The following is a 26,891-nucleotide window of genomic DNA, read 5'->3' on the forward strand; positions in this document are numbered from 1 at the left end:
TCCCGTTCATGCCGCCTTGGACGATGACGTCTGGCCGGGCACCGCGGAAAGCAGCTCGCGCGTGTAGGCGTGCTCGGGGGCAGCGAACAGCAGCGATGCGGATTTGAGTTCGACGATCGCGCCGTGCTGCATCACCGCGATGCGGTCGCAAATCTGCGCGGCCACGCGCAAATCGTGGGTGATGAACAGCATCGAGAGGCCGAGCCGGGCCTTGAGGTCTTCCAACAGGTCCAGCACTTGCGCCTGCACCGACACGTCGAGCGCGGATACCGCTTCGTCGGCGACCAGGATTTCCGGGTCGAGCGCCAGTGCGCGGGCAATTCCGATGCGCTGCCGTTGCCCGCCGGAGAATTCATGCGGAAAGCGTTCCATCGCGCTCGCATTGAGGCCGACAAGGCTGAGCAGTTCACCGGCACGCTTGCGTGCGGCCGCCGGATCGACGCCATGCGCGATCGGTCCATCGGTAATGATGTTGCCGACCTTTCGGCGCGGGTTGAGCGAGGCGAACGGATCCTGGAACACCATCTGGATGCGGCGGCGCTGCTCGCGCAGCGCCTTTCCCTTGATCCGGGTGAGATCGACGTCGCCGATGCGGACGGTGCCGGCGTCGGGTTCGATCAGGCGCATCACGAGCCGGGCCACCGAGGACTTTCCGGAACCGGATTCGCCGACCAGACCGAGCGTCTCGCCGCGAAAAATGTCGAAGCTGACTTCCCTGGCCGCCTGCACGCGTCGTTCGGCGCGGAACCAGCCGCCGCCGCTGACATAGGTCTTGCCGAGGCCGATCACTTCCACCGCCTTGCCGCGGTCGAGCAGGGAAGTCCGCGGCGGTGGCTGCAGGGTGGGAACGGCGGCAAGCAATGCGCGGGTATAGGAATGCTGGGCGCGCAGCAGCACGTCGTCAGCGGTGCCCTGTTCGACCACCTTGCCGTGCTGAAGCACGACGACGCGATCGGCAATCTCGGCGACGACGCCGAAATCATGGGTGATGAACATGACGGCCATGTTGCGGCGGCGCTGCAGGTCGCGGATCAATTTGAGGATTTGCGCCTGCGTCGTGACATCGAGTGCGGTGGTCGGTTCGTCGGCCACCAGCACGGTGGGCTCCAGCGCCAGCGCCATGGCGATCATCGCGCGCTGGCGCTGGCCGCCGGATAATTGATGGGGGTAGGCGCGAACGATCCGCTCCGGGTCGGGCAGCCCGACCTCGCGGATCAGGGCGAGGGCCGTTTGCCGGCGCTCCTTCGGCGACAACAGATCATGCGCCTCGAACATTTCGGCGATCTGGTCGCCGATCCGCATCAACGGATTGAGCGCCGTCATCGGCTCCTGGAACACCATGGCGATGCCGCGGCCGCGCAGCGCCAGCCATTCCGCTGGGCTGAGCGACAAGAGGTTCTTGCCGTCGAAGAGAATCTCGCCGGACTCCGACTTCACCGTTTCCGGCAGCAGGCCCATCAGCGCGTGGGCGCACATCGATTTGCCGGAACCGGATTCGCCGACCACGCAGAGGATTTTTCCAGCTGATAGTTCGAACGAAACACCGTCCACCGCGTAAGCGCGGTCGCCGCCGGTCGGTAGCGCCAGCTTCAGGTTCTTGATGACGACGGTCATGCTCAGCGTCCCCCTTTGGCGAGGCGGGGATTGAGCGCGTCGTTGAGGCCTTCACCGATCAGGTTCAGCGCCAGCACCGAGACCAGAATGGCGATGCCGGGGAATACCGTGATCCACCAGGCCTGACGGATCACGGTGCGGCCGGCGCCGACCATGTAGCCCCACGACATCAGGTTGGGATCGCCGAGCCCAAGGAAGGAGAGCGATGATTCCAGCAGGATCGCGGTCGCGACCATCAGCGAGGCCAGCACGATGACGGGCGACAGTGCGTTCGGCAGGATCTCGCGCCAGATGATCCACCAATGGGTCTGGCCGGTCACGACGGCCGCCTGGACATATTCGCGCGTGCGCAGCGACAGCACTTCGCCGCGCACCAACCGCGCCACCGGGGGCCAGCTCACGATGGCAATGGCTGAAACGATCGAGACGATGGAGGGCTGCATGATCGCGACGAGCACGATCGCCAGCGCAAAACTCGGGACGGTCTGAAAGAACTCGGTGAAGCGCATCAAGGCATCGTCGATCTTGCCGCCGAAATATCCGGCCGCCGCGCCGAGCGGAATCCCGACGGCCAGCGACGCCAGCGTCGAGATCAGGCCGACCAGCAGGGAAACCCGTGCGCCGTAGATGATGCCTGCCATCACGTCGCGGCCGAGCGCATCGGTGCCGAGCGGCAGGTTGGCCATCGTAAACGGCGGCAGGAACGGCCGCTGCACCATGCGCCAGGGCGAGGTCGGAAACAGCAGCGGACCAACCAGCGCAACCGCGATCGCAATCGTCAGGATCGCGACGCCGATCATGCCGCCGGGATTGCGCAACAGCATTCGCCAGACCTGTCTCATGAGGCGAACTCGATGCGGGGATCGACGGAGCGGTAGACGAGATCCGTGATCAGGTTGAAGGCCAGCACCATGGCCGAGCAGACGACGAAGACGCCGAGCAGCAGATTATAGTCGCGCTGCAGCAGGGCCTCGTACATCAGGCGGCCGATGCCCGGCCACGCGAACACGGTCTCGGTCAGAACCGCGCCCCCGACCAGCGTGCCTGCCTGCAGGCCCGCGAGCGTCACCACCGGCAACAGCCCGTTGCGCAGCACGTGGCGGCGCTGGATCACGGTATCGGACAGGCCCTTGGCGCGCGCGGTCTTGACGAAATCGAGCCTGTTGACCTCGAGCATCGAGGCGCGCGTCATGCGGGCATAGGTGGCCATGAAGAACAGGCCGATGGTCGTCGCCGGCAGGATGAGGTGGGCGGCGACGTCGAGCGCGTGCGTCAGCCCGGTATAGTTTGCGCCCACCGTCTCGTAGCCGAAGCTCGGCAGCCAATCCATCGTGACCGAAAACAGCAGGATCGCCATCAGCGCGACCCAGAACAGCGGCGTGGCGTAGAAGACCAGCGCCAGCACTGTGATCGCGGTGTCGGCCCAGGTGCCAGCAAAGCGCGCCGCCAGCGCGCCGAACAGGATGCCGAAGGCCAGCGAGATCGCAAACGCGGTCCCGGTCAGCAACAGCGTCGCTGGCAGGCGCTGCAGGATCAGCGTCGCGACCGGCATCTGCTGGCGAAACGAGAATCCGAGATCGAGGCTGAGAATGCCTTTGACATAGAGAAACAGTTGCACCGGCAGCGGCTGGTCGAGACCGAATTTCTCGCGCAGTTGAGCCAGGAAAACCTGATCGCCTGCGCCCGCTTCGCCCGCCATCACCAGCGCCGGGTCGCCCGGCGCTATCCGGATCAGGAAGAAGTTGAGAACGACGAGCGCGAGAAGGACGACGATGGCCTTCGCGATCCGCTGGGCGATGAAGGAAATCATATTCTTTCGATTGCGTTGGAGGCGCGATATCGGGGCGTCAGACCTGCGGTCTGACGCCCCGCGGGTCGATGATTACTTCTCGATCCAGGCGTCGCGGAAACCGTCGTTCACGCCGATGCCTGTTGTGACCAGGTTCTTGACGCTGCAGCGGGTGATGGTCGGGAATTGCAGCTCGAGCATCCAGGCGACCGGCACGTCCTCGACGAGAATCTTCTGCGCCTTGGCGTAAATCTCCTCGCGCGCCGCATCGGGGAAGGCGACCGCGCCATCGGCGAACAGCTTGTCGACATCAGGGTTCGAATAGCCTTCGACATTGTTGAACGGCGAGCCCTTGGCGATCTGGCTGGAGATGTAGTTGCGGCCGACGCCGAGCGCGGGATCGCCGTACTGATAGAGATAGGTGAAGGCGATGTCGTAGTCCCACTCGCTGACTTTTTGATTCCAGCCGGGGACGTCGGTCGCGACCATCTCGACATTGATCCCGACGTCCTGCAGGTTCTGGCGAACCATTTCGGCCCAGCGCTGCCACGTTTCGCCGTAGGGCAAAGGCAGCATGCGAACCTTCTCGCCGGTGTAGCCGGCTTCCTTGAGCAGCGCCTTTGCCCTGGCCGGATCGTAGTCGTACTTTGGCACCGCGCTGGTGTAGTACTTGATTGCGGAGCCCGACGGACCGGTCGCGACCTTGCCGAGGCCGTTCCAGACCACGTCCTTGGCCATGTTGCGGTCGATCGCAAACATCAGCGCCTGGCGGAATTTCTTGTTCGCAGTCGGCCCTGCGCGGTTGTTGAGCCAGAGCCAGGAATGCGGGCTGAAGAATTCCCAGCCGGCGCCGGTGACGCAGGTGTTCTTGAGCTTGCTCAGGCGCGGCACGTCGAAATTTTCCACCGAGCCGCCGGGCAACACGTCGACCTTGCCGGTTTCGTAGGCGACCGAACGCGCGGCGGCATCTGGAATGACGTGCCAGTAGATCTCGTCGATGTTGGGCTTGCCCTTCACGTGGTAGTTCGGATTCTTGACCAGGCGGATGAACGAGCCCTTCTGCCATTCCCTGAACATGAAGGGCCCGGTGCCAACAGGCGTGTTGTTGGCCGGGTTGGTCTTGAAATCGGTGCCTTCATAGATGTGCTTCGGGATCATCGGCAGCGAGCCGACCTCGAAGATGCCGATGAAGGGACCGAACGGCTGCTTCAGCGTGAAGACGACCGTCGATTCATCGGGTGCCTCGACCTTGTCGAGCTGCACCAGATTGCCGCGGGCGCGTGCGTGGGTCTGCTTGAGGAATTCGATCGAGAACAGGACGTCCGCTGAGGTGAACGGCTTGCCGTCGTGCCAGGTCGCGCCCTTCACGAGTTTGAACGTGTAGATCTTGCCGTCCTCGCTGACGGTCCAGCTCTCGGCGAGGCCGGGCAGAGGATCCAGTTTGGGGCTGTAGCGCAGCAGGCCTTCGTAGATGTTGCCAGCCACCATCTGCGTCGGGCCGTTCTGGACCAGACCCACCATCAGGCTCGGCGGCTCCGGCTGAATCACGGCATTGACAACGCCGCCTGCCTTCGGCCCCTCGGCGACTGCCGCGGTGCTCAGCATGCAAAGCACGGCAAAGCTCATTAATATCTTACGCTTGGACATTACTTACCTCGTTCAAAAAAGGCCGGCCGGCGCGCTACCGGGTCGAGCGTTGCGTTTGTCAGTTGGCAAAATCGGGATCGGTGCGTTCAAGCATCCGCTTGAAGGCGGCCCATTCGCTGTCGGGCACGCCGTTGGTTTCGATCGCGTCGTAGAAGCTGGCGTATTGACCGGCCGTCTTGCGGGCCACACCCGCGGATAGCTCGATGATCTCGGCGCCGGACGACTGCACGGCGAGCTGGGCGCGGCAGGAGCGCTCCAGATTGTGCATCAGCTTGAAGGCCTCGGCGACGGATCGTCCGCAGGTCAGCATGCCGTGATTGCGCAGCACCATCACGAACTTGTCGCCGAGATCGGCGACCAGGCGCGAACGTTCATCGAGGTCGAGCGCGATGCCTTCGTAGTCGTGATAGGCGAGGCAGTCGGTAAACTGCAGCGACCATTGATTGAGCGGCAACAGGCCTCGCTTCTGGCAGGCAATTGCGACGCCGGCCACGGTGTGCGTGTGCAGGACGCAGATCGCGTCATGCCGTGCGGCGTGGATCGCACTGTGAATCGTGAAACCGGCCGGGTTGATGCCGAGATCCATGGGGTCGTCGATGACGTTCCCGTCGAGGTCGACCGTCACCAGGTTGGACGCCGTGACCTCCTCGAAGCGCAAGCCGTAGGGGTTGATGAGGAAGCGGTCCTGCCGGCCCGGAAGCCGGGCGGAGATGTGGGTGTAGATGCTATCGTCGAGACCAAGCCGGTGAATCAGCCGGTAAGCGGCCGCGAGGTCGATCCGAATCTGCCGCGTCTGGTCTTCCACCGCTGCCGGCCATACCTTCGCGGTGTTGTGGGCTGCGCTTGTCATTTCCGCCTTAATCCATTTTCAACTTTTTCAGCTTGCGTGCAGCGCAGCATTTGGGCAAGATTAAAGTGTCGACAATCGACGATTAAAAAATAATCACCAGATGACGCGGGTTTAGCCGATGCGCCCTATGTCTCTTCCTGTTGGATTACCGGCACTTGCCGACAGCGATCTGGTCGGCCAGATCGCGCGCATTCTGATGCAGGCCATTGTTCAGGGACGGCTGCCTCCCGGGTCCAAAGTGGTGGAGGCAGGGGTGGCCCGCGAACTAGGCGTCAGCCGCGCGCCGGTGCGGGAGGCGGCGCGGCTGCTGGAGAAGCAGGGGCTGCTCGTCGCAAGCCCGCGGCGGGGCTTCTTCGTGCGCAAGCTCGAAATCAGGAACATCGACGAGATCTACGATCTGCGGCTTTGCATCGAACGGCACGCCGGTGTGCTGGCTGCGCGGAATCTCACGCCCCAGTCGCGCGAAGTGCTGCGGCGGCAAATCGATGTTCTGCACAAGACTGCCGATCTCGACGATCCGGCGCGGCAGGTGGAAGAGGACTATCGCTTTCACCGGCTGATCTTTGAAATCGCCGACAACAGGCGCCTGCTGCGGCTGTTCGATGATCTGGCGGCGGAACTGCGCATGGTGATCGGACTGATCGGGCGCCTATACGATGATCCGCATGAGATCGCTCGGACCCACGAGCCGCTGCTGGCGGCGATCGAAGCCGGGCATCCCGAACGCATCACCGCACATGTCGATTACCATATCGGTCACGCCTGGCGCGAAGTCGGCAAACTGGTGCGAGAGCTGACGCCGCCGGGCGGCAATTCCATTGCGTCCCCGAGCGGGATTCTCATTCCAACCAACGGAGTAACCGTGTGAAGGCCGTCTACACCGAACTGCACCGCAGCCACGATCCGCAATTCTTCCTGGTGCGCGGCGTCGTCAAGCGCACCACCGAGCAGCCCGAGCGCGCCGATCGCTTGCTGGCAGGATTGAAGGCTGGCAAGCATGATCTGGTCGCGCCGACCATTTTTGGTCAGGGCCCGAGGTCGCGGGTCCACAGCCCCGAATATCTTCGCTTCCTGGAGGAGGCGTGGGACGCATGGAGTGCGCTTGGTGATTCAGGCCCGGAGATGATCGCCAATGTGCATCCGGTCCGCAACGCCGCCACCTACCCGACCCACATTGTCGGCCGGCTCGGCTGGCACACGGCCGACACGGGGTGCCCGATCGGTCCCGGCACCTGGGCTGCCGCCTGTGCCGCGACCGATGTTGCCACCACGGCTGCCCAGCTCGTGATGGACGGCGAAGACGCGGCCTACGCGCTCTGCCGGCCGCCCGGTCACCACGCCTATAGTGATCTCGCGGGCGGATTCTGCTTTCTTAACAACAGCGCAGTCGCGGCAGCTCAACTTAAACTGAAGCACGAACGGGTCGCGATTCTCGATGTCGACGTGCATCACGGCAACGGCACGCAGGGTATCTTCTACGAACGCCCCGACGTTCTCACGGTTTCGATCCATGCCGATCCCGTCTTCTTCTATCCCTATGTGTGGGGATACGCCCATGAGCGCGGCGCGGGCCCCGGCCTCGGTGCCAATCTTAACATTCCGTTGCCGAAGGGCACCGGGGATGACGATTATATAAAGGCGATCGGCGAGGCGGAAAAAACCATCCGCGCGTTTGCGCCCGGTGCGCTCGTGGTGGCGCTCGGTCTCGATGCCTCGGAGCATGATCCGCTCGCCGGCCTTGCGGTGACGACGGCCGGCTTCCGGCGCATCGGCACTGCGATCGCCCGATTGGGCCTTCCGACCGTTTTCGTTCAGGAGGGAGGCTATCTGTCCGATATCCTCGGCGCCAATCTCACCGCTGCGCTTGGCGGCTTCGAAGAGGCGCGGTAGCTCACAGGTCGGCCTCTGCCACACCTGCTTGCAGGTGTGGCACGATGTCCTGACGCCCAAATCTCGACATTGGCCTAGGGCCGATCTAGGCTCGGGGCGCGATGCAACGAAGAACGGTCCGATTGCTCTCAGCTTTGCGGGCTCTGCTGGCTCCATTCTGGAGCTATTCCCGAGAGCGGACGGCTGCGCAGCGCGATGCGACCAATAGATCGGCCTCGCCACTTCTGATTTACGTTGCCGCCGCTCTTTGCCTGATGCTGTCGATCCTCATGATCGATCTGCATCGCGACGAACTGCGCGCGCTCGGCCTTGTCGGTGGAGCAGAGCGGATCAATCCGGTCTTCATGAGCCCGTGAGCCGGGCCTATTCGATGACGATGCGCGGTGGCGGCCGATGCGCCGCGCCGGTGACGATCGCGGTCCAGATTTCACGCGCAATCCCGATATAACGCCTCGCGTGGACACCGTCGGGCTCGACGGCGACGATCGGGCGGCCGTCGTCGGAGGTCTGACGGATCTGCATGTCGAGCGGGATTTCGCCGAGATAGGGAATGCCGCGCCGTTCCGCCTCGGTCCGCGCGCCGCCGTGACCGAAGATCGGCGTGACATGGTTGCAGGTCGGGCAGCAGAAGCTCGACATGTTTTCGATCAGGCCCAGGATCGGAATGCTCACCTTCTGAAACATCGCAATGCCGCGCCGCGCGTCGATCAGGGCGATGTCCTGCGGCGTCGAGACGATGATCGCACCCGCCAGCGGCGCCGTTTGCGCCATGGTGAGCTGCGCGTCACCGGTGCCGGGCGGCAGATCGACGACGAGAATATCGAGATCGCCCCACGCCACTTCGCGCAGCATCTGCGTAATCGCCGAGATTACCATCGGCCCGCGCCAGATCATGGCATTGTCTTCCTCGACCAGAAAGCCGATCGACATCACCTTGACGCCAAAACGCTCCATCGGCTCCAGCATGCGCGGGCCGAGCTGCCGCGGCTTGCCGCGCAGTCCGAACAGTTTTGGTTGCGACGGACCGTAGATGTCGGCATCGAGAATGCCGGTCTTCAGTCCCAGCGCGGCAAAGCCGAGCGCAAGGTTGCAGGAGGTGGTGGATTTGCCGACGCCGCCCTTGCCGGAGGCAACGGCGATGATGTGCTTGACGCCGGGAATGCCGGCGGCCCTTGAGGTCGCGCGGGCCTTGAGATCTGGAGGGATGGCGGACACTGGTTGCTCACGATCCAAGCGGATCGTCCTTCTTCACATCGCGCGCGCGCAGATAATCTTCCGTCGTCATGATGGGCGGGCGCTGCGGTGCCGAATGCGGATCAAAACTCTCGTTCACCACGGCTTCGACGCGGCAATCCGCGCACATCTTGATGACGTCGAGGCGTTTGGCATTCGTGCCCTGGAACATCCAGTGCTTCTCTCCCAGCTTCGCCAGCACGCGGTCGATCGAGCTTTTGGTGCCGAAGGGTTTGCCGCAGGCGATGCAGTTGAACGGCTCTTCCTCCTTTAGCACGCGTTGCGGCGTGTTCCAGGCCTGGAAGTCGAGACGCGGCTCGATGCTGATGACCTTCTCGGGGCAGGTGGATTCGCAGAGCCCGCATTGCACGCAGAGGCTTTCGGTGAACCGCAGCATCGCGCGATCAGGGTTATCGGACAGCGCGCCGGTCGGGCAGGCGGTGACACAGGCGTGGCACAGCGTGCAGCCTTCGACATCAAGCTTCACGGTGCCGAAGGGAGCGCCGGGCGCCAGCGGCACGACATCGACCGGCGCGGGGGCGGCGAGGTGGAGCTCGCGAAAAATCGTCTCGAGCACGCCGCGTTTCGCGCCCCGCGGCACGAAGCCGGCCGGCTTTTGGGCTGCGACCCCGCGAGGGGCGGCATCCAGCATCGCGCGCAACTGGTCCGGATCGTCGGTCTCGAGGATCTGAATGATGCCGGTACCGAAACCCAGCGCGCTAACGACGCGATCCGAGGTTTCGACCGCGCGGCGGAGTGCCGTGATGTCGTGGCGGGGTCTTGCGCGTGTCAGCAGCGCGACACCGCTGCCGCCATAGGCAAAGACGGAGGCGATGAGTTCCGGGCCGAGCTGCGTCACCTCGTTGACGCGCAGCGGCAGGACATTGGCCGGCAGGCCCTCGCCGAACCGCGCCAGCGCATCGATGATGTCTTCGCCGTGCTCGCCGTCGTGAAACAAGACGACGGCATCGCTTCCACCCGCCCTGCGGTAGGTCTGCAGCAGCGTCCGCAACCGCCGCATCAGGGCGTCCGCGCTCGGCAGCGCATAGGACGCCGCGCCGGTCGGACATACGGAAGCGCAGGAACCGCAGCCGGCGCAGACATTGGCATCGATCGCGACTGCATTGCCGTTCGGCGTGATCGCGCCGGTCGGACACAGATCGAGACAGCGCGTGCATCCGGTAATGGAAGAGCGTGAATGCGCGCAGAGCGACGGCTCGAAATTGACAAAGCGCGGCTTGTCGAAGGTGCCGACCAGCCCGCCGGCGTCCGCAATCGCGCGCTCGACGGCGGCCTTGTCGCGCGGATCGGCGCGCAGATAACCGGGGCGCAATTCGTGGGCGGGAAACAGCGGTGTGCCGCCCGAGAAATCGAGGATCAGATCGCAGGTGGAAGTGGCGCCGTTGCGCGAAGGCCCGAACACGAGTTTTGCGCGCGAGGAGGGAGAGGGCAGCGCGTAATCGTCGATCCCAAGTTCGAATTGCCCGAGATGTCCGCGCGCATTGCGGATCGTGCCCTTGAGAACCGGAAATTCGTTGGTGCGGCGTGGCGACACATCGCCGGGCCTGGTCAGGAGCACGGTGATGTCCAAGCGGTCAGCGAGCCGCTGCGCCGCCTCGATGGCGATCTCGTCGCGGCCATAGATCAGCGCAACGCCGCTGCTCTCGAGCGTCACCAAGGAGAGCGGCGGCATGTCTTCGCCCGCTGCGGCAATCAGCGCTGCCGCCTTCGGACCGGCTGCCGCGGCGTCCTTCGACCAGCCGCCGGTCTCGCGGATGTTGACGAAGGTGAGCTGGGCTTCCGGCGAATTCTCCGCGACTTCCCGGAACAGCGGGGCTTCCTGGGTGCAGGCAACCGTGATCGGCAAGCCTTCGACGAGCGCCTCCTTGAAGCGGTCGAGGTCGAGGCCGCAGAGTTGGTTTGCCTGGCCGATCTTGGCCGTGCAGCCACGGCCGATCGCTTCCGCATCGAGCGGCATGGTCTTCTCGCAACTGCAAATCAGGAGGCGAGACGCTGCCGCACTCATTTTGAAATACCTTAAACCCGATTGCTTCATCCCACGGTTCTGCGGTAACCGCTCGGGCGGATATCTGCAAGACACAAAGGCAGCTCGCGCCGCCAGCTTGCGCGGGATAGCATACACCCGCAGGCTATGAAGCAATGAGGGAATAGTTCTTCGTGATCGCTCGTCTCGGGGATACGGAACAGACACTCGATCTGCCCCCCGGTTATACTTTGGTCGCGTTGCGCGAGCTCGGCGATGCCTTCGCCCATGGCTGCGAGATCGCGGCGGAGGCGGGCGCCGGGACGCTCGTGTGGGTGCGCCGCTACGATCTGGTCGAGTTCGCGGTGGTACTTGAACCCGACGAACCGCTCCGCTCGGCGCGCCGGGCACTCTTTGCCGGCATGAATGCGCTGGCCGATGCGATTGCCGCCCATTGTCCGCCGGAGCGGGAGGTCACGTTCGATTGGCCTGATGCGATCCGTTTCGACGCGGGATTGCTCGGCGGCGGGCGGCTCGGCTGGCCGGCCGAATGCACCGAAGATGACATACCTGAATGGCTCGTTTTCGGCGTGATCCTGCGCGCTGCCGCCATGGCGCATGTCCCGGAGGTGCAGGCGGCTTCGGGCGTGTCCTTGCTGAGCGAAGGTTTCGAGATGGTCGATACTGATGCGATCATCGAGAGCTTCGCCCGCCACCTGATGACCGCGTTCGACCGCTGGAAAGAGCGCGGCTTCGAGGCGATCGCGCGGGACTATCTGGAACGGCTTCCCAAGCGCAAGGCCGGCGAGCGCCGCGGCATCGACGTCAACGGCGATCTTCTGGTCACCCTGCCTGCCGCCAGCGGACCGCCTGCGCGGAGCAGTCTCGTGGATGCGCTTGGACGCGCTGCTTGGTATGATCCGCAGGCACGCGGTCCGAAATTCGGGTGAGGCGGACATGTTGAAATTTCCGCGAACCATCAGGCTGGACCCGTCGGATACGTTCGTCTTCGAGCGGGCGGCCGAACCCGGGGAATGGGCGGTTTCCGGCGCGTTCGTGTTCTGGAACCGGGATCCGGCCGCGCTCGGCCAGAAGCAGCGCGTGGCGTTGCGTTCGGGCTTTCTCGGGATCGACAGTCTCGGATGGTCGACCCTTGCCATCGTCACCGAAGCAACGGAGACCGAAAGGCAGGCGATGATCGAGCGGCTCGCTAGCCAGTTGATGGAGAAATTCGGGGCGCCTGACGCGGAGGCGGCGCGCCTTGCCGCCGAGGAGGAGATCGCGTTCGCAGCTTCGCTGTGCGAACATCCGCCGCAGACGCTGCTTGCCGTGCAGCGCAGCGTCGAAAATGGCGAAATCCGCGAACGCTTTCGCACCCTCAAGCCGCGCCCGGTTGCCGCAGATGCCGACCGGTTGCACGCCCATGCCAGCGCCTTTACCTTCCATGAAGTCGAAGGCGATGCTGAACCTGCCGAAGAGGTCGATCTTCTCGGGCTGATCAGGACCGATGCCAGGACGACGGACCGCACATGAGAGAATTCTGGGTCGCCTCGGGCCATCACCTCACGCGCCGCGCCGATCACGGCGGGCTGGTGGCGACGCCCGAACTCATCATGGCCTATCTGGCGCGGCCCGAATTGATGCCGCCGGCCGATGCCTGCGACGCCGAGCGCGATCTGCATGCGAGCCTGATGGCCGATCCGCTGCGCCCTGTATCGGGCGCGGACATCGCCCGGCTTGCCGATGCCGATGCGCGCGAAAACTGGTCCTTCATGATGAATTTCCGCGACCGGCTGATGGCGGCGCCGTCGCTGGAGGCGGTTTATGTCGCGCTGGCCCGCAAAGGGGCCGGCGACCTGCCGCCGATCTTTCTGTCGCAATTGTGCCACCTGATCCTGCGCAACGCGCTCGAAGGCTGCGACGACCCTTATATATTGCGCGCAGCGGAGCTGTTCTATCGCAGCCAACTGGCCGCCGTTCACGATGGCACGCTGCTGCTGGCCGATGCGGAAGTGATCGAGGCCGAGCAGCACGCCCAGCACGACCTGCATTCATCGCCGCTCGCGGCCATGCTGCAACAGCCGAAGTCGTTCGGCGAGATGGACGTCATGGACGACGAAAACGCCTGGACCTACTGGTCGCGATCGGACGCGCACGCGATGGTGATGAACCTCGGCGGCAACGCCAAGGCGCGCGCCGGGCTATGCCGGGTCATCGAGCGGTGGATTGGCCATCTGCTCGGCGTCATGGTCAATGTCGAGACGATCGCCTCGATCGAGGATCGCGACTGGCGCTGGTTCATAGGTCTCGACAGCGACGCGACGCGGATCGGCAATGCGCTGTGGCGCGGCGAGCGGTTGGAGAGCAGTGTCGCCGAACGCATCGTGGCCCTGATGCGCCTGACCTTCGAAGATCCGCGGCTGGTGGATGAGCGGGTCGGCGACAAGCCGGTCTACCTCATCCTCGCCATGGGCACGGACAAGGTGGTGCGGCTGAAGCCGCAGAATCTGGTCGCGGGGTTGCCGCTGGCGGCGACCGCGAATGCCGCATGACGGGCCACCGAGCGGAGGACCAGCCATGGCAATGACCGAAGAATCCCGCGAAGTTGGCGTGGTGGTGCGCCGCCGATCGATCGACAATCCCTGGATCGATCATTTGTGGGCACCGGCGATGATTTTGGACGAGGTCCCTGCCACGGCGCCGTGGACGGTGCTGTCCACGGAAGCGGATGCAACGCTTTATTACGCCGGTCCGGCGAGCATTGAGCTGTTCAGCTCGGACACAGCGAATTATCGCGATAACCTGGCCGACGGCGCGCCGCTGATCTGGGTCGCGTTGCGGCGCCAGGACGGTGGTGCCGAGCTCGAGTTGACCAAGGTCACCGCCGACCCGACCGAAGGGGAGGCGATGTTCGAAAGCGGCTGCGATGTGATCGGTACCGTGCCGATGCCGCCCGAGATCGCGTCATGGATTGCAGCCTTTGTCGATCGATTCCATGTCGAGCGCGTGTTCCACAAGCGCAAGCGGGATCGCGCCAGCGGCGATCGGCCGCGCGCGCCGGGCGACCGGCCGGATGAGGGAACGGGGCGCACATGAGCGGTTCGGACAAAGCCGACCAGGACAGAGGCTTTCTGGCGCGCTGGTCGCAGCGCAAGCAGGAGGCGAAGCGTCCGGATTCGGGACAGGATACGCCAATTGCCGACGACGATGCTGCATCAGCCGGGCCGCCGGTCGCCCAAGGCGAGAGCGTCAGTGAGCAGGAATTCGATCTCTCTACTCTGCCCAAGCTCGAGGAATTGACGGAAACGACCGATATCACGGCGTTTCTGCGCAAAGGCGTTCCCGAACACCTGAAGAATGCGGCTTTGCGGAAATCCTGGGCGCTGGATCCCGCCATTCGCAATTACGTCAACCCGGCGCTCGAATACGCTTATGACTGGAATACGCCGGGCGGAGTTCCCGGCAGCAGTGAGCTCGGCGCTAGCGTCGATGTTGCGCGGCTGGTTTCACAAATCATGGGTGGCGAATCCGCGGCCGAATCTGCAAATCCCGACGCGAACTCCGGCAATGAGGCGGCAGCTTCTCCCGGGCAGCTATCTGAACGCGATCTGTCGCCAAAACCGCCGCAGGATATGCCCGTTCAGTCGCTGAGACCGGTTGGAGAAGCGGCGCCGGAAACAGAAGGCGGCGTTTCCAAGGCGGAAGGCGGTGCCGACGAACCCGCGCCCGACGCCGAATCTGCCGAATCTCAGGTGGCACACCCTGCTGCACCGCAGCAGCCCGTGCGACGTCATGGCACCGCAAAACCGATTGTCTAGACAAAAGTATTTGCGGAAATAGGCAAAGCCTATGATACAGATTCCCAGCTTGGAATAATTCCAGTTCTAAGTTGTACGCCCAAATGAGGGACACGTGTGGGCGAGGGGCGCGAGTGGGCGGGGAGAAATCGGTAGCACCATGCGTGACACCGGTCTGGAACTAGCAATCAAAGCAGCGGGTGGCGTTGCATCGCTGGCGCGGGGGATCGGCATTGCGCAGCCCTCGGTTTCGGCGTGGTCGCGCATTCCCGCCGAGCGCGTTCTCGCCGTCGAGGCGCTGACGCAGGTGAATCGATTTGTTCTTCGTCCCGATCTCTATGGACCGTCCGAGGATCAGGTGACATCGAAGCCCGAAATCGACGAAATCGATCGGCTGCGCGCCGCGGAATACGGCCTGTTGTCGTTGTTACTCGGCAAGGCGCCCGATGCCGAGACGCTCAGGCGCGTGGCCACGCTGAAAGGCGATGGATCCGATCTCGGCATGGCGCATATCGAACTCGCAGCGGCAGCAGCGGCGACAGACGACCGCGCCGTGAGCAAGGAGTTCTTCGATCTCTTCATCGGCCTCGGCCGCGGCGAACTGCTGCCCTATGCCTCCTACTATTTGACCGGCTTTCTTCACGAGCGTCCGCTGGCGCGGGTGCGCGAAGATCTGCGCGCGCTCGGGATCGAGCGCGCGGGCGCCTCGCGCGAGCCGGAAGATCACGCAGCGATCCTGCTCGAGGTCATGGCTGGCCTCGCACGCGACGACTTCGAGGCTGAGTTCGCCGAACAGGCGCGTTTTTTCGAACGGCATCTCAAGCCGTGGGCGGCGCGGATGTTCGCCGATCTGGAAATGTCGCCATCGGCGCGCTTCTACCGTGCCGTCGGCCGCACCGGCCGTGTCTTCATGGAACTGGAATCCGAGGCCTTCACGCTGTCCGAGTGACGGCGAAGGGCAATGTGACAAGGAGAGATCGCAATGAGCAAGCCATCTGACGGCAAAGGCAAGTCACGGACCACGGGCGTGGATCGGCGCAGCCTGTTTCTGATGGGCGGTTCGGCGGTCGCAGCAGTAGCCGTTGTGCCGCTTGCGGGCGGCGAGGCGGTGGCGGACGAGTCGCAGGCCGAGCGCGTCAAGGCGCGCTACAAGGAAACCGATCACGTCAAGAACTACTATCGCGTCAATCGCTATTGATGGGACAACGCACATGTTGATGAAGCGAAGAGACGGATCCGCAGGCAAGGCGCGTTTGCAGGGTATCGCCGCCGGCCTCGCGTCGGGAGTTCTCGATCGCCGCACGTTCCTGCGGCGGTCCGGTCTGGCGGCCGGCGCGGGCGCCGCGATCGGCCTGATGCCGCTTGGCTCGGTGCGCAAGGCGCAGGCCGGTCCCGAGAAGGTTGGCGCACCGACCGAAATCAAAAAGAACATCTGCACGCATTGCTCGGTCGGCTGCACCGTGATTGCTGAAGTGCAGAACGGCGTCTGGGTCGGCCAGGAACCGGCCTGGGACAGCCCGATCAATCGCGGCTCGCATTGCGCCAAGGGCGCAGCCGTGCGCGAACTCGTCCACGGCGACCGCCGGCTGAAATATCCGATGAAGCTGGTCAACGGCGAGTGGCAGAAGGTCTCGTGGGATCAGGCGATCAACGAGATCGGCGACAAGATGCTCGAGATCCGCGCCAAGTCGGGCGCTGATTCCGTCTATCTGCTCGGCTCCGCGAAATTCTCCAACGAGGGCGGCTATCTGTTCCGCAAGTTTGCGGCATTCTGGGGCACCAATTCGATCGATCACCAGGCCCGCATCTGCCATTCCACCACCGTCGCCGGCGTCGCCAATACCTGGGGCTATGGCGCGATGACCAATTCCTACAACGACATCCGAAACTCGAAAACCATCGTCTTCATGGGGTCGAACGCCGCCGAAGCGCACCCGGTTTCGTTGCAGCACATCCTCTCCGGCAAGGAGCTCAACCGCGCCAACGTGTTCGTGCTCGATCCGCGCTTCACCCGCACCGCGGCCCATGCGACCGAATATGTCCGGTTCCGCGGCGGCACCGATATCGCCGTCATCTGGGGCATGTTGCACCACATCTTCGCCAACGGCTGGGAAGACAAGCAGTTCATCGCGCAGCGCGTCTACGGCATGGACCAGATCCGCGCCGAAGTCGCCAAGTGGACGCCGGAAGAGGTCGAACGCGTCACCGGTGTTCCCGGCGAGCAGTTGAAGAAGGTCGCCGAGACCTTCGCCAAGCAGCGGCCGTCGACATTCATCTGGTGTATGGGCGGCACCCAGCACACGGTCGGCACCGCCAACGTCCGCGCCTATTGCGATCTCTTGCTGGCGACCGGCAATGTCGGCGTGTTCGGCGGCGGCGCCAACATCTTCCGCGGCCACTGCAACGTGCAGGGCGCGACCGATATCGGCCTCGATATCACGACGCTGCCGCTCTACTACGGCCTGTTCGAAGGTTCGTGGAAGCACTGGGCGCGCGTCTGGGAGGTTGAGTACGACTACCTGCAGTCGCGCTTCGACGAAGTGCCGGCGAAGGCAGGCCGTCCGGCCCGCACCCGCAAGCAGAACATGGAATTGCCGGGCATCCCCTCGACCCGCTGGTTCGATGCGACGCTCGCCAATCCCGACGACGTCGATCAGCGCGACAGCCTGAAAGCCATGGTCATCATGGGGCACGGCGGCAATACCGTGCCGCGCATGACCGAGATGGTGAAGGGTATCGAGAAGCTCGAATTGCTGGTGGTCGCCGATCCGCATCCGACGACGTTCGCCGCGATTTCGGAACGCAAGAACGGCACCTACCTGTTGCCGGCCTGCACGCAGTTCGAAACTTCGGGCTCGCGCACGGCTTCCAACCGTTCGCTGCAGTGGGGCGAGCAGGTCGTCAAGCCGATCTTCGAATCGAAGGACGATTACGAGATCATCTACCGGCTTTCGGAGAAGCTCGGGTTCGCCGACAAGATGTTCAAGAACATCAAGGTGGAGAACAACCGCCCGTCGCCAGAAGATTTGCTCCGCGAAATCAACCGCGGCGGCTTCTCGACCGGCTATTCTGGCCAGTCGCCGGAGCGGCTGAAGGCGCACATGAAGAACCAGGGCAAGTTCGACCTGGTGACCTTGCGCGCCAAGGCGGACGAGCCCGAAATCGGCGGCGACTATTACGGATTGCCTTGGCCGTGCTGGGGCACGCCTGCGATCAAACATCCGGGTACGCATACGCTCTACAACACCAACCTTCACGCCAAGGATGGCGGCGGCACCTTCCGCGCCCGGTTCGGCGTGGTCTACGAGGAGAAGCAGCCGGACGGTTCGGTGAAGAACGTCAATTTGCTGGCCGAAGGCTCCTACAGCAAGGGCTCCGAGCTGACCGACGGCTATCCCGAGTTCACCTATGGCGTGCTCAAGAAGCTCGGCTGGGACAAGGATCTCACCGCAGACGAACTTGCGACCATCAACAAGATCGGCGGCAACAATCCGGATGGCGTCGGCTGGGCGGTCGACCTGTCGGGCGGCATCATCCGTGTCACGCTGGAGCATGGCGTGATGGCGTATGGCAACGGCAAGGCCCGCGCGGTGGCGTGGAATCTGCCCGATCCAGTGCCGGTCCATCGTGAGCCGATCTACACGGCGCGTCCCGAACTGGTCGCGAAATATCCGACACGTCCCGACGGACGGCAGTTCCGCGTGACCAATCTCGGCTTCTCGATTCAGAAGGCGGCGGTCGACAAGGGGCTTGCCAAGCAATTCCCGATCATCCTGACCTCGGGACGTCTCGTGGAATACGAAGGCGGCGGCGAGGAAACCCGGTCGAACAAATGGCTCGCCGAATTGCAGCAGGACATGTTCGTCGAGGTCAACACGTCGGATGCCGCCGAGCGCGGCATCAAGGACGGCGGCTGGGTCTGGGTGTTCGGTCCGGAAAACAGCTCGAAGGCCCGCGTCAAGGCACTCGTCACCGACCGTGTCGGCAAGGGGGTGGCCTTCATGCCATTCCACTTCGCCGGCTGGTTCCAGGGTGTCGACCAACGCAGCAAGTATCCGAAGGGCAATGACCCGATCGTGCTGGGCGAAAGCGTCAATACGATCACGTCCTACGGCTACGATCCGGTCACCGGCATGCACGAGGGTAAAGTGACCCTGTGCCAGATCCAATCGGCGTGAGAGGAGAATAGATCATGGCTCGCGTCAAATTTCTCTGTGATGCCGACCGCTGCATCGAGTGCAACGCCTGTGTGACGGCCTGCAAGAACGAACATGAAGTGCCGTGGGGCATCAATCGCCGCCGCGTCGTCACCATCAATGACGGCAAGCCCGGCGAACGCTCGGTCTCCATGGCCTGCATGCACTGCACGGATGCGCCGTGCGCCGCGGTCTGCCCGGTGTCGTGCTTCTACACCACCGCCGACGGCGTGGTGCTGCACTCCAAGGATCTGTGCATCGGCTGCGGTTACTGCTTCTACGCCTGTCCGTTCGGCGCGCCGCAATATCCGAAGGTCGGCAACTTCGGGTCGCGCGGCAAGATGGACAAGTGCACCTATTGCGCTGGCGGACCGGAGGCCGACTCCACGCCGGCCGAATACGCCAAATACGGCGCCAACCGCCTCGCCGAAGGCAAGCTGCCGATTTGCGCCGAGATGTGCTCGACCAAATCGCTGCTGGCCGGAGACGGCGCGATCATCGCCGAAATCTACAAGGAGCGGGTGATGAAGCGCGGTTACGGCTCGGGCATGTGGGGCTGGAAGACCGCCTACAGCGATTCGCCGACCGGCTGATGCAACGGCTGCCGCGCCCCGCAGGCGCGGCGGCATCCAGCGTAATTCCGATAACCGAAAGGGCGTTGTGCAAATGCCAGGCTCACTTTCAATTCTCAAGGTCGCCGGTTTCAAATCTTTGTTTGCGGCGTTCGCGTTGCTGTTCGTTCTGGCTAGTCCCGCAGCCGCCCAGCTTTCCTTCAAGCCGACCGCCGAGGCCGTTCAGGAAGACAAGCTCCTGAACGCGCTGAAGGAGGGTGACAAGATCGCCGGGCGCGTATCGATCCCCGACGGAATGGCTGCCAGCCTGATCCAGCCGGCCGGCCGCGACTGGCGCGACTTCCACCGCAGCAAGCTGCCATGGATCGGCGGCGTTGCCATCCTCGGAATGCTTGCCGTGCTGGCCATCTTCCTGATGGTGCGCGGCCGGATTCGCGTGCATCAGGGACTCTCGGGAAAGACGATCCTGCGCTTCGCCAGCTTTGAGCGCTTCACCCACTGGCTCACCGCAAGCTGTTTCATTGTCCTTGCACTGTCGGGTCTGAATGTCAGCTTTGGCCGCACCCTGATCCTGCCATTGTTCGGCGCGGACGCCTTTGCGGCCATGTCGGCCTGGGCCAAGCTTGCGCATAACTACCTGGCGTTCCCGTTCATGCTGGGTCTCGCGATCATGTTCCTGATCTGGATCAAGGATAACATCCCCGGCAAGCTCGACCTGGAGTGGATCAAGCAGGGCGGCGGGCTGTTCTCCCAGGGACATCATGTGCCGGCCAAGCGCTTCAATGCTGGGCAAAAGGGAATTTTCTGGATCGTGATCATCGGCGGCGCGCTGATGTCGGTGTCCGGCTGGTTCCTGCTGTTCCCGTATCTGCCGGCCAACGTGACGGCGCTGCAGTTCTGGACCGTTATCCATGCCGTGATCGCGATGCTGTTCGTCGCCGCCATGCTGGCGCACATCTATATCGGCTCGATCGGCATGGAGGGGGCGTTCGACGCGATGGGGACCGGTGAGGTCGATCTGAACTGGGCCAAGGAACATCACTCGCTCTGGGTCGAGGAACAGCAGGCGAAGGGCGATGCTCCCGCAGACAGTGCACGAGCTGTGCCGGCCGAATGATCCGGTTCGGCTCACGCTATAAGGTGAGGAAGTGACATGAAATCGTTTGTTGCGGCTCTGGCATTCGCGGTCGTTGCTGCCGTCGGCGTCGCGATGGTGCTCAACACCATTCAACAGTCAAGCTCGGTCAGCTTTACGACCAGCGGCGCCAGGGTCGGCGATCCCGGCCATAATCTGATTGGCCCGAGCTGACGCCGGCAGTGGGCGCGCCTGACGTCACGCTGGCCTGGCCGGTCGAAATTCGCCTGCCGAAGGATCGCCGTACGCTGCGCGTTGCCTTTGACGACGGCCGCACCTTCGATCTCCCCGCCGAATTGCTCAGGGTGACCAGCCCGTCCGCCGAAGTGCAGGGGCATTCCGAAGCCGAGCGCAAGACGGTCGGCGGCAAACGTAATGTGACCATTCTTTCCGTCGATCCTGTCGGCAATTATGCCGTCAGAATAGGGTTCGACGACATGCACTCGACCGGCATCTATTCCTGGGCGTTTCTGCGCGATCTCGGCGTGAACGCCGGGCGGCGCTTTCAGGACTACCTCGACGACCTCCAGGCCAAAGGCCTCGACCGCGACAGGCCGGGCGTGCGCTGAGGCCGATGCGGATGCAGCAAAGGATTGCCGCGATCGCTTCGCTCGCCAAGGCAGGCCGGTTCGCGCTTCTGAGCTTTGCGGCTGTGTTGATCACTCTGCCGATCGGTATGACGGCCGCCTTCGCCCAACTGCGCGGGCATGGTGGGCCGGTGCGGGCGCTGGCGATATCGGCCGACGGGCAAAGCGCGATTTCCGGCAGCTTCGATTCGACCGCCATCCGCTGGTCGCTGACGCGCAATGCGGCCGAGCAGGTACTTCGGTTCCATTCAGATGCCGTCAATGCTGTCGCGCTGCTCGGCGAGGGGCGTGCCGCGACCGCCGGCGCCGATGGCCGCATCGCCATCTGGACCTTTGGCAAGACAGAGCCCGACGCGGTGTTCGAAGGTCACACGGCGCCGATCGTGGCGCTCGCGCCATCGCCCGATGGCGCCACGCTCGCATCAGCCTCGTGGGACCACACGGTGCGCCTCTGGCCGCTCGCAGGCGGCGCGCCGCGCGTGCTTGATGAGCATACGCAGAACGTCAACGGCGTGGCGTTTACCGCCGATGGCCGCGCCCTGGTCAGCGTCAGCTACGACCTCAGCGTTCGCATCTGGCCGCTGTCGGGCGCGGAAACGCCGACCGTCGTTCCGATGCCGACCCCGCTCAACGCCGTGGCCGCCGGCACCGACGGCGAGATCGCGGTCGGCGGGGCCGACGGCAAGGTTTACTTTCTGACAGCCGAGGGCGCGCGGGCCGGCGAGGTCGCGGCCGGGCCAAAGCCGGTGATCTCGATTGCGATTTCGCCGGATGGCGCGCTGGTTGCTGCTGCGGGCATCGGCGGTACGGTCGCCGTGATCGACCGCAGGGCGCGCACGCTCACGCGCACACTGATCGGTCCGGGCCTGCCGGTCTGGTCGGTCGTATTCATGCCCGACGGCCGCACGCTTCTCACGGGCGGCGCTGATAACATCATCCGGCGCTGGAACGCGGCGACAGGCGAGCCGGTCGATCCGATTCTGCTGGAAACGGCGGGAGATCCGCTCGCCGCCTATGCCGGCGACCGCGGCGCGGAGATCTTTCGCGCCTGTGTCGCCTGCCATACGCTTGGTGCCGAACAGGCCAACCGCGCAGGCCCGACGCTCGCCGGAATCTTCGGCCGCCGGATCGCAACCGCACCCGGTTATAATTTTTCCGAAGCGCTGAAGCGCCTCGATATTGTCTGGACGCCGGAGACGGTATCCAGACTGTTCGAGATCGGGCCGCAGGCCTATACGCCCGGCACCAAGATGCCGGAGCAGCGCATCGGCTCGGAGCAGGACCGCGCTGCGCTGGTGCAATTCCTCGAGCGCGCGACGAAGAAATAGCGACCGGCTGAGTCGACCGCTATTTCTGCCTCGGTTACGGCTTCGTCGGCGTCGAAAAGACCAGCGACATATCCTCGAACTCTTCGATCGGAAGCTTGGTTACGCCCGCGGCGGCCGGTGATTTTTTCGACAAGGCCACGCCGGTGGTTACGGTGGAATGGTCATTGGAAATTGAGTACGAACGAAATGTGGTTGCGACAGCGAGCAGGGCGACTGCCACGAATCCGGAAATCAACAGACGCGTCATGGAAAACTCCGTTGGCTCGGTATGCAGTGTGGCTTGCACCACCGCATTACGGCCAACGGTCGCGGGCGAATGTGGCCTGTGTCACCTATCACGATCTTGTTTATGACATGCGAGCCGGTTCCATCGGCGTATACGAAACCGCCCACTTTGTGCTGAACTGAATCGCCGCCGTTAAATGCCGTACCGCGATCATTGCGGCGCTGGTGCTCGCGCGAGTTGCGCGCGAGAATCGAGTCGTCCTACGGGTTGGGGCGGCGACCGGTCCGTGGGTTGAGCGGACCCGTCGGCCGGCGCCTCAACGCTTCCGGTAGGAACTCCTCGTCCGCCGCGGGAATGGCGCTGGAGCGGACGTCTGCCGCGAACTGGGCGCGCTCGTGTGGAGTCTGGTTGTCGTTGAATTTTCGTTTCACGTCGACGCCATTAACGGGATCGTTGACGCCGTGCTGAATGTCCCTGAAGTCGTTCATGATATTCTCCTACCTATTCAGGGGGGTGATTAATGCACCTGGTAGCCGCACGATAGGCTTCTCGAACGGAGTGCATGGCTTCAATCCTGAAGCCGTAATGGCGATGTGAGCCGCGTTCGACGAAGTCTGCAGTCGCATCACTGCGGAGTCGATTTCAGCCCGCAGAGTTGCAGCCCAGGGCGCGTGCGAGCTATCACGGCACGCTTTGCGAATCCTTGGCGCCAAGCGCGGTCTTGTTGCCGGCCTCGTGACCGGGAACGCTGACATGGACCTCGTGGCCCTGGCGGATCGCCAGCGACGCGGCGGCGACGGCCGCTTCGAACGCCGCTTCCTTGGTGTCGTAGTCGTGCTGCGCGCTCCCGTCGTGGAGCACCGTCCAGCCGTCCGGCTTGGAGACAATCATGTATTCGGCCAATCCCATTGGAGCCTCCTTGCTGTTCGCCAAGGTAGTGTCGAAAGGCAACGTCGAGGGTCTTTCCCGGGTTCCGATGGCCTGCCGTGTGGTAGGGTACGCGCATTCGCAGCCTGCCGCATCGGAGCTGCGAATCGCCCGTAATCCGCTCGTCGGACGGATCAGCTTTTCGGTGGGCGTCCGCGTTTGGCGAACAGCAATCCCTGCATGTCAGCGGCGTTCTGAAGGATACCTGCGCGCTTCAGCGCTTCGCTTCGCGCAGGACCGTGGGGCATGGCCCGCGCTTGCTCCAGCGCCACGAGCGCTTCCATCTGCAAGTCCCGCTGGGGTTGATCTTCGACCTTCTTCCTGTCCATTCCAAAAGACTAGGAGGAAGTATCATCCTCTGTCTGTTCGGTTCCAGACATTGGAACCCTGAGTTCACAGGCTCGTCAGGAACCAAATTACATGCTCTCAGCTCCCAATACTGGAGGTGTCCAACGAGCAAGGAGAAGCCCACCGATGATCTGCGTCAGCAGACGGACTGGGGGGATTGCACAAGCAGGCCGACAAGCCCTGGAAGGGGAATCCGGAAAAGGAGCAGCGGCCGGGATCGTCAAAACCCGATCTGCAAAAGTGGCATGAGACCAACACTCATTAGCCACCCGCGTTGCGCTCCGACGGCCGCGTCATCAAGGGCAAGATCGATTGGACGATCTGACGATGGTGATTGTGGGCGCCGTTGCAGGAGGGCCCTAACGGCCTTTTGCGGGGCCTGCCTTCAGCAAGCCGGATCAGGAACAGAGATCGCCGCCGGACGTTTTCCGAAAAATGGTTGGACGTAGACATGACAGAACCGCTGCCCTTGCTGATAGACAGTTCGATCGAAATCGCCTGGGATTATCTCAACCGTACCGGAGAGTTGGGCGATGCGATGGTCGCCGGTCGCTTTCTCAGCGACACGATAGAGTTGATGGTGCGCCGTGGCGAACGGCGACGGTTGATGCTGGCCAACAAGGCCATCGCAGCCTATCAGCAGTTCAGGCGGCAGCAATCCGTACCTCCAGTGCTCGCGTCGGCTTGATGGCGGTTCCCTTATTCGCGTCGGAACCCTTCGCGGGAGCGCAGGTTGAAGAGTCGCTTCAATCGAAGGAGTTCCCCATGAAGAAAACCATCCTGGCTTGCGCATGCGCCCTGTTGCTGTCGACTGGGAGCGTGTTCGCACAAGCTCAGCCGGCTCCTGGCACATCGAGCGAGCAAAGCGCCGGCCGCGGTGCGACCAAGAGCGTGACCAAGCACACGAGCATGAAAAAGGGAACGACGACCGGAATGTCCGCCGGCAAAAAGAAGGCTGGCAGTTCGTCGAGCAGCAGTCCTTCCAGCATGGACAATGCCGGACCCGGCACCAAAAAATAGTGCGGGCTCGGGCAGCTTGGCGGCCGTTAGATCCTTGCGTTAGACCCTTGCGCGAATGCCGTTGCGGACAGCGGCATCCGCCTCATTCGTGTGGCATGATGCTGGCGCTCGTTACTCGCGACTAGAGCTGTGCATGCTGCCCGCCGGGACGTGAAATTCCACTCAACGCCGCGCCCGTGCCATTGCCGCCTTGCGCCAGCGCGATGTCGCCCAGCGCAATGATGCCGACGAGCCGCTTGTCGCGATTGAGCACCGGCAGGCGACGGACCTGGATGTCGCCCATGATTGCGCTCACCTCGTCGAGCTCCTGATCGTCGTAGCAATATCTGACCTCGGCCGTCATCACGTCGCCGACCCGTCCTTCGGGGCCTCGGCCCATGCCGATACCGCGGATCGCGATATCGCGGTCGGAGATCATGCCGACCAGGCGGTCATTGTCGGTCACCGGCAACAACCCGACGCCGAGCGCCGCCATGGCCTGCGCGGCCTCCTTTAACGTATCGTCGGGGGTGCAGAGTTGAACCTCAGCGGTCATCGCATCGGAAACTTTCATGCTAAGGCTCTCCGTTGGCGGTTGCTTCATCGGCTAACGGGCAGCGCCGGCCGCTGTTCCGGCGGGCAAATGAAATATATCGATGCGGCGGAGAGACTTCAGACTGAGCCGAAGTCTCTCCTAGGGAAGTCTCTCCTGGATTGTCCTACCAGCGGTCGCTGTCGACGCCGACGCCCACGCTCACGCCGGGGGCGCGGATGCCGACTCCGGCTCGTGGCTCATCCCAGTCGCGGTAGCGGCGATGCTCGATATATCGCTCGCGCGGCGCATAGGCGTATGAATCGCGGACGATCACGCGGCTACCGCCGCGGGTGCGATAGCAGCGTCCGTTGTCGTCACAGACCATGCGAACCTGCTGTATCAGGTCGGAGTTCGTATATTCGCTCGTGGTGTAGATGTCAGACGCATTTGCGCTGCCGGTCAGGAGCGCTCCCGCGCCGGCCAGCAGGCCGATTGCAATCTTTCTCATAAGTTCCTCCTCATTCGAGTGCTGCCCTCGGGGCTAAAAGCATCGCGCTGGCTTTGGTTCCGGCATCGAGAGGCAATGAGACCGGAGTTCCATCAGTGCGCGAGAAGTAGGCGGCGTTGAGGTTCCTTTCGTGGGCGTCATCGTCGCAGAGGCAACCACGCCGCGATTGATGCGTTGGCCCACATGGAGCATCGATAATGACCAATGAACCGACCCCCACCATCTCCCACAATGCACTCGTTCTGATCGGCGACGGCCAGAAGGCGCTCTTTCTGCGCAACAAGGGCACCGCGCAGCAGGTCAAGCTCGAAGTCGAACAAATCATGGAGCAGGACAATCCGGCAACGCGGGAGCAGGGCACCGATCGTCCAGGGCGCTCCGTTTCAACCACCGGTACGGCGCGAAGCGCGGTAGAGGAGGTGGACTGGCACCACATCGCAAAGGAGCGGTTCGCCGGCGAGATCGCCGAAGCGCTCTACCGTCATGCCCATGACAATCGTTTCGAGAAGCTCGTCGTCATCGCGCCGGCAAAGATTCTCGGCAATTTGCGCAAGGCATTTCATGCCGAGGTTACGGACAAGATCGTGGGCGAGATTCCGAAGGAATTAACGTCGCATCCGATACTGCAGATCGAAAGGCTGATAGCGGCCTAGTGGTTCATCACAGTGATTTTGAGTCTTTGGCGGTGGCTGGATAAGCACGGCCGAGTTTGGCGCGGGCTTTGTC

General features: G+C 63.5%; 31 protein-coding genes. 19 read left to right on the top strand and 12 right to left on the bottom strand.

Annotated features, from left to right (window positions below; genetic code table 11):
• Window positions 1-6 precede the first annotated feature (6 nt).
• The 5 genes from JQ624_RS08865 to JQ624_RS08885 all read right to left on the bottom strand — a co-directional run bounded on the left by JQ624_RS08865 (window position 7) and on the right by JQ624_RS08885 (window position 5,900).
• Window positions 7-1,614: an ABC transporter ATP-binding protein gene (locus JQ624_RS08865; protein ID WP_212418475.1), complete on the bottom strand. Its 1,608-nt coding sequence runs from the start codon at window positions 1,612-1,614 to the stop codon at window positions 7-9.
• A 2-nt stretch (window positions 1,615-1,616) separates the two neighbouring features.
• Entirely contained in the window at window positions 1,617-2,456 is an 840-nt protein-coding gene (locus tag JQ624_RS08870; protein ID WP_212418476.1) for an ABC transporter permease, read from the bottom strand.
• On the bottom strand, window positions 2,453-3,424 hold the full coding sequence (locus tag JQ624_RS08875; protein ID WP_212418477.1) for an ABC transporter permease: 972 nt from the start codon (window positions 3,422-3,424) through the stop codon (window positions 2,453-2,455). Before JQ624_RS08875 ends, JQ624_RS08870 begins: the two co-directional genes overlap by 4 nt.
• 72 nt (window positions 3,425-3,496) lie before the next feature.
• The gene (locus JQ624_RS08880) at window positions 3,497-5,050 is read right to left on the bottom strand and encodes an ABC transporter substrate-binding protein (protein WP_212418478.1); all 1,554 of its coding nucleotides are present in this window, start codon (window positions 5,048-5,050) and stop codon (window positions 3,497-3,499) included.
• A gap of 58 nt (window positions 5,051-5,108) precedes the next feature.
• A complete protein-coding gene (locus JQ624_RS08885; RefSeq protein ID WP_212418479.1) occupies window positions 5,109-5,900 on the bottom strand; it encodes a class II aldolase/adducin family protein in 792 nt (263 codons plus the stop codon).
• Window positions 5,901-6,027: 127 nt separating this feature from the next.
• Here JQ624_RS08885 and JQ624_RS08890 point away from each other — a divergent pair, with 127 nt between their 5' ends.
• The 3 genes from JQ624_RS08890 (at window position 6,028) to JQ624_RS08900 (ending at window position 8,146) form a co-directional block, all read left to right on the top strand.
• On the top strand, window positions 6,028-6,768 hold the full coding sequence (locus JQ624_RS08890; protein WP_249129551.1) for a GntR family transcriptional regulator: 741 nt from the start codon (window positions 6,028-6,030) through the stop codon (window positions 6,766-6,768).
• Complete coding sequence (locus tag JQ624_RS08895; protein WP_212418481.1) at window positions 6,765-7,790, top strand: histone deacetylase family protein; 1,026 nt, start codon at window positions 6,765-6,767, stop codon at window positions 7,788-7,790. The genes JQ624_RS08890 and JQ624_RS08895 overlap by 4 nt, the downstream gene beginning before the upstream one ends.
• Window positions 7,791-7,912: 122 nt before the next feature.
• On the top strand, window positions 7,913-8,146 hold the full coding sequence (locus tag JQ624_RS08900) for a hypothetical protein (RefSeq protein WP_212418482.1): 234 nt from the start codon (window positions 7,913-7,915) through the stop codon (window positions 8,144-8,146).
• Between the two features lie 7 nt (window positions 8,147-8,153).
• Here the strand turns inward: JQ624_RS08900 and JQ624_RS08905 are convergent, their stop codons facing one another.
• Complete coding sequence (locus JQ624_RS08905) at window positions 8,154-9,005, bottom strand: Mrp/NBP35 family ATP-binding protein (protein WP_312014396.1); 852 nt, start codon at window positions 9,003-9,005, stop codon at window positions 8,154-8,156.
• 7 nt (window positions 9,006-9,012) lie between these two features.
• Window positions 9,013-11,049 carry a 4Fe-4S binding protein gene (locus JQ624_RS08910; RefSeq protein ID WP_212418483.1) on the bottom strand — a complete coding sequence of 679 codons (2,037 nt, stop codon included), beginning with the start codon at window positions 11,047-11,049 and terminating at the stop codon, window positions 9,013-9,015.
• A gap of 152 nt (window positions 11,050-11,201) precedes the next feature.
• On the opposite strand from JQ624_RS08910, the gene JQ624_RS08915 reads away from it, so the two are divergent.
• From JQ624_RS08915 to JQ624_RS08975, 13 genes are all read left to right on the top strand, one after another.
• Window positions 11,202-11,957 carry a biotin/lipoate--protein ligase family protein gene (locus JQ624_RS08915; RefSeq protein WP_312014397.1) on the top strand — a complete coding sequence of 252 codons (756 nt, stop codon included), beginning with the start codon at window positions 11,202-11,204 and terminating at the stop codon, window positions 11,955-11,957.
• A 7-nt stretch (window positions 11,958-11,964) separates the two neighbouring features.
• On the top strand, window positions 11,965-12,540 hold the full coding sequence (locus tag JQ624_RS08920) for a DUF6505 family protein (RefSeq protein WP_212418484.1): 576 nt from the start codon (window positions 11,965-11,967) through the stop codon (window positions 12,538-12,540).
• The gene (locus JQ624_RS08925; protein WP_212418485.1) at window positions 12,537-13,559 is read left to right on the top strand and encodes a DUF6352 family protein; all 1,023 of its coding nucleotides are present in this window, start codon (window positions 12,537-12,539) and stop codon (window positions 13,557-13,559) included. Before JQ624_RS08920 ends, JQ624_RS08925 begins: the two co-directional genes overlap by 4 nt.
• Window positions 13,560-13,584: 25 nt before the next feature.
• Window positions 13,585-14,103 carry a DUF3305 domain-containing protein gene (locus tag JQ624_RS08930; RefSeq protein WP_409334306.1) on the top strand — a complete coding sequence of 173 codons (519 nt, stop codon included), beginning with the start codon at window positions 13,585-13,587 and terminating at the stop codon, window positions 14,101-14,103.
• The gene (locus JQ624_RS08935; RefSeq protein ID WP_212418486.1) at window positions 14,100-14,825 is read left to right on the top strand and encodes a DUF3306 domain-containing protein; all 726 of its coding nucleotides are present in this window, start codon (window positions 14,100-14,102) and stop codon (window positions 14,823-14,825) included. The genes JQ624_RS08930 and JQ624_RS08935 overlap by 4 nt, the downstream gene beginning before the upstream one ends.
• A gap of 139 nt (window positions 14,826-14,964) precedes the next feature.
• Window positions 14,965-15,753, top strand: coding sequence for a molecular chaperone TorD family protein (locus JQ624_RS08940; protein ID WP_212418487.1), 789 nt, complete (start codon window positions 14,965-14,967; stop codon window positions 15,751-15,753).
• Between the two features lie 33 nt (window positions 15,754-15,786).
• Window positions 15,787-16,002, top strand: coding sequence for a hypothetical protein (locus tag JQ624_RS08945; RefSeq protein ID WP_212418488.1), 216 nt, complete (start codon window positions 15,787-15,789; stop codon window positions 16,000-16,002).
• Window positions 16,003-16,015: 13 nt separating this feature from the next.
• Entirely contained in the window at window positions 16,016-18,982 is a 2,967-nt protein-coding gene (locus tag JQ624_RS08950; RefSeq protein ID WP_212418489.1) for a formate dehydrogenase subunit alpha, read from the top strand.
• 14 nt (window positions 18,983-18,996) lie between these two features.
• Window positions 18,997-19,593, top strand: coding sequence for a formate dehydrogenase FDH3 subunit beta (fdh3B, locus tag JQ624_RS08955; RefSeq protein WP_028348819.1), 597 nt, complete (start codon window positions 18,997-18,999; stop codon window positions 19,591-19,593).
• A 73-nt stretch (window positions 19,594-19,666) separates the two neighbouring features.
• On the top strand, window positions 19,667-20,689 hold the full coding sequence (locus JQ624_RS08960; protein ID WP_212418490.1) for a formate dehydrogenase subunit gamma: 1,023 nt from the start codon (window positions 19,667-19,669) through the stop codon (window positions 20,687-20,689).
• Between the two features lie 36 nt (window positions 20,690-20,725).
• Window positions 20,726-20,881, top strand: a complete 156-nt coding sequence (locus tag JQ624_RS08965) for a hypothetical protein (RefSeq protein ID WP_212418491.1) — start codon at window positions 20,726-20,728, stop codon at window positions 20,879-20,881.
• 8 nt (window positions 20,882-20,889) lie between these two features.
• On the top strand, window positions 20,890-21,276 hold the full coding sequence (locus tag JQ624_RS08970; RefSeq protein ID WP_212418492.1) for a gamma-butyrobetaine hydroxylase-like domain-containing protein: 387 nt from the start codon (window positions 20,890-20,892) through the stop codon (window positions 21,274-21,276).
• 11 nt (window positions 21,277-21,287) lie between these two features.
• Window positions 21,288-22,622, top strand: coding sequence for a c-type cytochrome (locus tag JQ624_RS08975; RefSeq protein ID WP_212418493.1), 1,335 nt, complete (start codon window positions 21,288-21,290; stop codon window positions 22,620-22,622).
• A gap of 34 nt (window positions 22,623-22,656) precedes the next feature.
• On the opposite strand, the gene JQ624_RS08980 is transcribed toward JQ624_RS08975, so the two are convergent.
• The 3 genes from JQ624_RS08980 to JQ624_RS08990 form a co-directional block, all read right to left on the bottom strand.
• Entirely contained in the window at window positions 22,657-22,869 is a 213-nt protein-coding gene (locus JQ624_RS08980) for a hypothetical protein (RefSeq protein WP_212418494.1), read from the bottom strand.
• A gap of 239 nt (window positions 22,870-23,108) precedes the next feature.
• Entirely contained in the window at window positions 23,109-23,336 is a 228-nt protein-coding gene (locus tag JQ624_RS08985) for a hypothetical protein (protein ID WP_212418495.1), read from the bottom strand.
• A gap of 193 nt (window positions 23,337-23,529) precedes the next feature.
• Window positions 23,530-23,757 carry a DUF2188 domain-containing protein gene (locus JQ624_RS08990; RefSeq protein WP_212418496.1) on the bottom strand — a complete coding sequence of 76 codons (228 nt, stop codon included), beginning with the start codon at window positions 23,755-23,757 and terminating at the stop codon, window positions 23,530-23,532.
• An 817-nt stretch (window positions 23,758-24,574) separates the two neighbouring features.
• Between JQ624_RS08990 and JQ624_RS08995 the strand changes: the two genes are divergently transcribed.
• Both JQ624_RS08995 and JQ624_RS09000 read left to right on the top strand, forming a co-directional pair.
• Window positions 24,575-24,811 (top strand): hypothetical protein, encoded by a 237-nt coding sequence (locus JQ624_RS08995; RefSeq protein ID WP_212418497.1) that lies wholly within the window; start codon window positions 24,575-24,577, stop codon window positions 24,809-24,811.
• Window positions 24,812-24,888: 77 nt separating this feature from the next.
• The gene (locus JQ624_RS09000) at window positions 24,889-25,143 is read left to right on the top strand and encodes a hypothetical protein (RefSeq protein ID WP_212418498.1); all 255 of its coding nucleotides are present in this window, start codon (window positions 24,889-24,891) and stop codon (window positions 25,141-25,143) included.
• A gap of 121 nt (window positions 25,144-25,264) precedes the next feature.
• Here JQ624_RS09000 and JQ624_RS09005 read toward each other — a convergent pair whose 3' ends face one another.
• Together JQ624_RS09005 and JQ624_RS09010 are read right to left on the bottom strand one after the other, a co-directional pair.
• Window positions 25,265-25,696 (bottom strand): CBS domain-containing protein, encoded by a 432-nt coding sequence (locus JQ624_RS09005; RefSeq protein WP_212418499.1) that lies wholly within the window; start codon window positions 25,694-25,696, stop codon window positions 25,265-25,267.
• A 145-nt stretch (window positions 25,697-25,841) separates the two neighbouring features.
• Window positions 25,842-26,165, bottom strand: a complete 324-nt coding sequence (locus tag JQ624_RS09010; protein ID WP_212418500.1) for a hypothetical protein — start codon at window positions 26,163-26,165, stop codon at window positions 25,842-25,844.
• 197 nt (window positions 26,166-26,362) lie between these two features.
• On the opposite strand from JQ624_RS09010, the gene JQ624_RS09015 reads away from it, so the two are divergent.
• Window positions 26,363-26,818, top strand: coding sequence for a host attachment family protein (locus JQ624_RS09015; protein WP_212418501.1), 456 nt, complete (start codon window positions 26,363-26,365; stop codon window positions 26,816-26,818).
• Window positions 26,819-26,891: the final 73 nt, after the last annotated feature.

Origin of the sequence: Bradyrhizobium sp. AUGA SZCCT0283 (assembly GCF_018130385.1) — a bacterium.
Lineage (GTDB): Bacteria > Pseudomonadota > Alphaproteobacteria > Rhizobiales > Xanthobacteraceae > Bradyrhizobium.

Bases quoted from the DNA above. Each gene is read 5' to 3' on its own strand.
- JQ624_RS08865 (WP_212418475.1), bottom strand. From the start codon at position 1,614: ATGACCGTCGTCATCAAGAACCTGAAGCTGGCGCTACCGACCGGCGGC.
- JQ624_RS08870 (WP_212418476.1), bottom strand. From the start codon at position 2,456: ATGAGACAGGTCTGGCGAATGCTGTTGCGCAATCCCGGCGGCATGATC.
- JQ624_RS08875 (WP_212418477.1), bottom strand. From the start codon at position 3,424: ATGATTTCCTTCATCGCCCAGCGGATCGCGAAGGCCATCGTCGTCCTT.
- JQ624_RS08880 (WP_212418478.1), bottom strand. From the start codon at position 5,050: ATGTCCAAGCGTAAGATATTAATGAGCTTTGCCGTGCTTTGCATGCTG.
- JQ624_RS08885 (WP_212418479.1), bottom strand. From the start codon at position 5,900: ATGACAAGCGCAGCCCACAACACCGCGAAGGTATGGCCGGCAGCGGTG.
- JQ624_RS08890 (WP_249129551.1), top strand. From the start codon at position 6,028: ATGTCTCTTCCTGTTGGATTACCGGCACTTGCCGACAGCGATCTGGTC.
- JQ624_RS08910 (WP_212418483.1), bottom strand. From the start codon at position 11,049: ATGAGTGCGGCAGCGTCTCGCCTCCTGATTTGCAGTTGCGAGAAGACC.
- JQ624_RS08920 (WP_212418484.1), top strand. From the start codon at position 11,965: ATGTTGAAATTTCCGCGAACCATCAGGCTGGACCCGTCGGATACGTTC.
- JQ624_RS08925 (WP_212418485.1), top strand. From the start codon at position 12,537: ATGAGAGAATTCTGGGTCGCCTCGGGCCATCACCTCACGCGCCGCGCC.
- JQ624_RS08930 (WP_409334306.1), top strand. From the start codon at position 13,585: ATGGCAATGACCGAAGAATCCCGCGAAGTTGGCGTGGTGGTGCGCCGC.
- JQ624_RS08935 (WP_212418486.1), top strand. From the start codon at position 14,100: ATGAGCGGTTCGGACAAAGCCGACCAGGACAGAGGCTTTCTGGCGCGC.
- JQ624_RS08940 (WP_212418487.1), top strand. From the start codon at position 14,965: ATGCGTGACACCGGTCTGGAACTAGCAATCAAAGCAGCGGGTGGCGTT.
- JQ624_RS08945 (WP_212418488.1), top strand. From the start codon at position 15,787: ATGAGCAAGCCATCTGACGGCAAAGGCAAGTCACGGACCACGGGCGTG.
- JQ624_RS08950 (WP_212418489.1), top strand. From the start codon at position 16,016: ATGTTGATGAAGCGAAGAGACGGATCCGCAGGCAAGGCGCGTTTGCAG.
- fdh3B (WP_028348819.1), top strand. From the start codon at position 18,997: ATGGCTCGCGTCAAATTTCTCTGTGATGCCGACCGCTGCATCGAGTGC.
- JQ624_RS08960 (WP_212418490.1), top strand. From the start codon at position 19,667: ATGCCAGGCTCACTTTCAATTCTCAAGGTCGCCGGTTTCAAATCTTTG.
- JQ624_RS08965 (WP_212418491.1), top strand. From the start codon at position 20,726: ATGAAATCGTTTGTTGCGGCTCTGGCATTCGCGGTCGTTGCTGCCGTC.
- JQ624_RS08975 (WP_212418493.1), top strand. From the start codon at position 21,288: ATGCAGCAAAGGATTGCCGCGATCGCTTCGCTCGCCAAGGCAGGCCGG.
- JQ624_RS08980 (WP_212418494.1), bottom strand. From the start codon at position 22,869: ATGACGCGTCTGTTGATTTCCGGATTCGTGGCAGTCGCCCTGCTCGCT.
- JQ624_RS08985 (WP_212418495.1), bottom strand. From the start codon at position 23,336: ATGAACGACTTCAGGGACATTCAGCACGGCGTCAACGATCCCGTTAAT.
- JQ624_RS08990 (WP_212418496.1), bottom strand. From the start codon at position 23,757: ATGGGATTGGCCGAATACATGATTGTCTCCAAGCCGGACGGCTGGACG.
- JQ624_RS08995 (WP_212418497.1), top strand. From the start codon at position 24,575: ATGACAGAACCGCTGCCCTTGCTGATAGACAGTTCGATCGAAATCGCC.
- JQ624_RS09000 (WP_212418498.1), top strand. From the start codon at position 24,889: ATGAAGAAAACCATCCTGGCTTGCGCATGCGCCCTGTTGCTGTCGACT.
- JQ624_RS09005 (WP_212418499.1), bottom strand. From the start codon at position 25,696: ATGAAAGTTTCCGATGCGATGACCGCTGAGGTTCAACTCTGCACCCCC.
- JQ624_RS09010 (WP_212418500.1), bottom strand. From the start codon at position 26,165: ATGAGAAAGATTGCAATCGGCCTGCTGGCCGGCGCGGGAGCGCTCCTG.
- JQ624_RS09015 (WP_212418501.1), top strand. From the start codon at position 26,363: ATGACCAATGAACCGACCCCCACCATCTCCCACAATGCACTCGTTCTG.